Here is a 2,675-nt window from a genome sequence, read left to right as displayed (position 1 = left end):
GTTGGTCGGCTGCCGTATTCCGCCGGCTCAATGCGCTGGGTTGGCCTGTAGGCTTGCAGATGGGTATGGAGACTGCTTCGTTCAGTCTCAGCACGGTGATGGTGGGTTGGCTGGGTACGATGGCACTGGCCGCACATCAGATTATGCTTACCATTTCGCAATTCACGTTTATGATGTTCTATGGTATGGGAGCAGCGGTAGCGGTACGTGTCAGCAATTTCCACGGGCAGGGCGATACGCCCAATGTGCGTCGGGTGGCTTATGCCGGTTTTCATCTGATTCTGTTTATGGAGGTCGTTTTGCTTAGCATTGTCTTTGCCTGTCGTAGCCGGGTGGGCGGATGGTTTACAGATAGTGCTGAGGTGTCGGCCATGGTGTCGGCTCTGTTCTTCCCGTTCCTTATCTATCAGTTTGGCGACGGTCTGCAGATTAACTTCGCGAATGCCTTGCGCGGTATTTCGGACGTAAAGCCGATGATGCTGATAGCCTTTATTGCCTATTTTATTATATCTTTGCCTGTAGGATATTTTTGTGGATTCGTGTTGAATCTGGGTGTAACGGGAGTCTGGATGGCATTCCCCTTCGGCCTGACCAGTGCCGGCCTGATGCTGTGGCTCCGTTTCCGCTGGGATACGAACAAGAAGAACTGAAGAATGTCTTTTCAATTCCTGATAGAGGGCATAAAGAAGTAGATACTTATGAACAGCGTTTCGAAACTGAAGATCATTTTGGGCTATGCCCTGTTGCTGGTGGTGCTGCTGTCGGCCTTGTTCTTTGTGCACAGAGAGGTCGAGAAGCTCACCCAGTCCGAGGGTAAAGACATGCAGTGGGCCGACAGTCTGCTGGTGTTGCTCAAAGAGAAGGATGAGAATACCATCCGGATGCTGCGTACGCTGAGCGAGATGAACGAAAAGATGCTCTCGACCAGCGACATCGAACATATTATTGCTGAGCGGATCGACTCGGTCGTCGTGCAGCAGCGCGTGCAACGGCGGGTCATTACGCATCGTGACACGATGGTGACACGGCCCAAGAAGAAAGGCTTTTTCAAGAGATTGGGCGAAGTGTTTTCGCCTCCTAAGAAGGATACTGCCATTCAGGTGAAGACATCACTGGAGTTTGCCGTCGATACGGTGATCGATGTCTACAATCCGACAGATTCCTTACAGGCCAGACTACGCGAGATTACCGAGAAAAAACGTGCCGACAGCATTATCGTACGGCGGCGTAACTACAACCTGCGGCGGATGGACCATATGCTTTCGGCACGAATCGACAGCTTGTTGAAGAATTACGAGGAAGAAACGCTTCAACGTGCCCGTACTGAGGCCGAATATCAGCAGGAGATTCGTCAGCGTTCGGCGCGTACCATTGCCGGAGTGGCTGTGGGGGCTGTATTGCTGGCAGCTTTCTTCCTGGTGCTGATAGGGCGCGACGTGGCGCGCAGTAACCGTTATAAACGAGAACTGGAGGTAGCCCGTCGCCGTGCCGAAGACCTGTTGGTGACGCGCGAGAAGCTGATGCTGGCCATTACGCACGATTTCAAGGCACCTTTAGGCTCCATCATGGGGTATGCTGATCTGTTGTCAAGGCTTACGGTGGACGAACGCCAGCGTTTCTATCTGGATAATATGAAGACTTCGTCGGAACATCTGCTGAAGTTGGTAGTCGATCTGCTCGATTTTCATCGTCTTGATCTGCATAAAGCCGAGGTTCATCGTGTGACCTTCCATCCCGCCCATTTATTAGAGGAAATCTATGTCAGCTTTGAACCATTGACGGCAGAAAAGGGTCTGACCTTGAGCCGTGAGATTTCGGACGAATTGAACGGCACTTACATCTGCGACCCCTTGCGCCTGCGGCAGATCATTACCAACCTGCTGTCGAATGCGGTCAAGTTCACCGACAAGGGAGGTATTACGCTGACGGCACGTTACGAGAACCGTCGTTTGGTAGTAGCCGTATCCGACACCGGAAAGGGCATGGAACCGGCCGATCGCGAACGCATCTTCCAGGAGTTTACTCGCTTGCCGGGTGCACAGGGGAAAGAAGGGTTCGGTTTGGGACTTTCCATAGTTCGCATGCTGGTGCAGCTGCTCGAAGGTAGTATCGATGTGGATAGTGTTCCCGGCAAGGGCAGTACGTTCACGGTTCGTATCCCCATCTTTCCGGTGAACAAGAGCGAGGCTGACAGCAAGAAACAGGCGTTCCCCGAAAAGCAAGAAACAGATGTACCGGTTGCAGAAGAAGTGAGACAGCCGGAACCGGAAAGTCCGGCATTGAAGAGGGTGTTGCTGATTGATGATGACCGCATCCAGCTGACGCTGACTGCGGCCATGTTGTCGCAAAGCGGCATCGGGTCTGTGTCGTGTCTGCAATTGGATGAACTGCTCGATGCTCTTCGCACGGAACAGTTCGATGTGTTGCTGACGGATGTACAGATGCCGGCAATCAACGGATTCGACCTGCTAAAGTTGTTGCGCGCTTCCAACATTCCTCAGGCAAAAGAAATTCCGGTAATAGCCGTCACGGCCCGTAGCGACATGCAGCGCAGCGAGTTTGATGAGCATGGCTTTGCCGGATGCCTGCACAAGCCCTTTACGGTGTCGGAACTGCTGGGCGAACTGGGTGGGCAGGAAATACCGCAGCGGACGGAAACGGAAACAGGGGATGCA

General features: G+C 52.9%; 2 protein-coding genes. Both read left to right on the top strand.

The window, feature by feature from the left end; translation table 11 throughout:
• A partial coding sequence (locus tag QVP67_RS07105; protein WP_288179999.1) for an MATE family efflux transporter occupies positions 1-650 on the top strand: 650 nt, incomplete at its 5' end.
• Positions 651-698: 48 nt separating this feature from the next.
• Positions 699-2,675, top strand: a 1,977-nt coding sequence (locus tag QVP67_RS07100) for a hybrid sensor histidine kinase/response regulator (protein ID WP_288179998.1), incomplete at its 3' end; no start/stop codon positions are given.

The organism is Bacteroides sp. CAG:633 (genome assembly GCF_000435115.1).
GTDB lineage: Bacteria > Bacteroidota > Bacteroidia > Bacteroidales > Bacteroidaceae > Bacteroides > Bacteroides ndongoniae.
The sequence above is the reverse complement of the archived record's forward strand: the minus strand, read 5'-3'. Positions and strand labels throughout refer to the sequence as shown.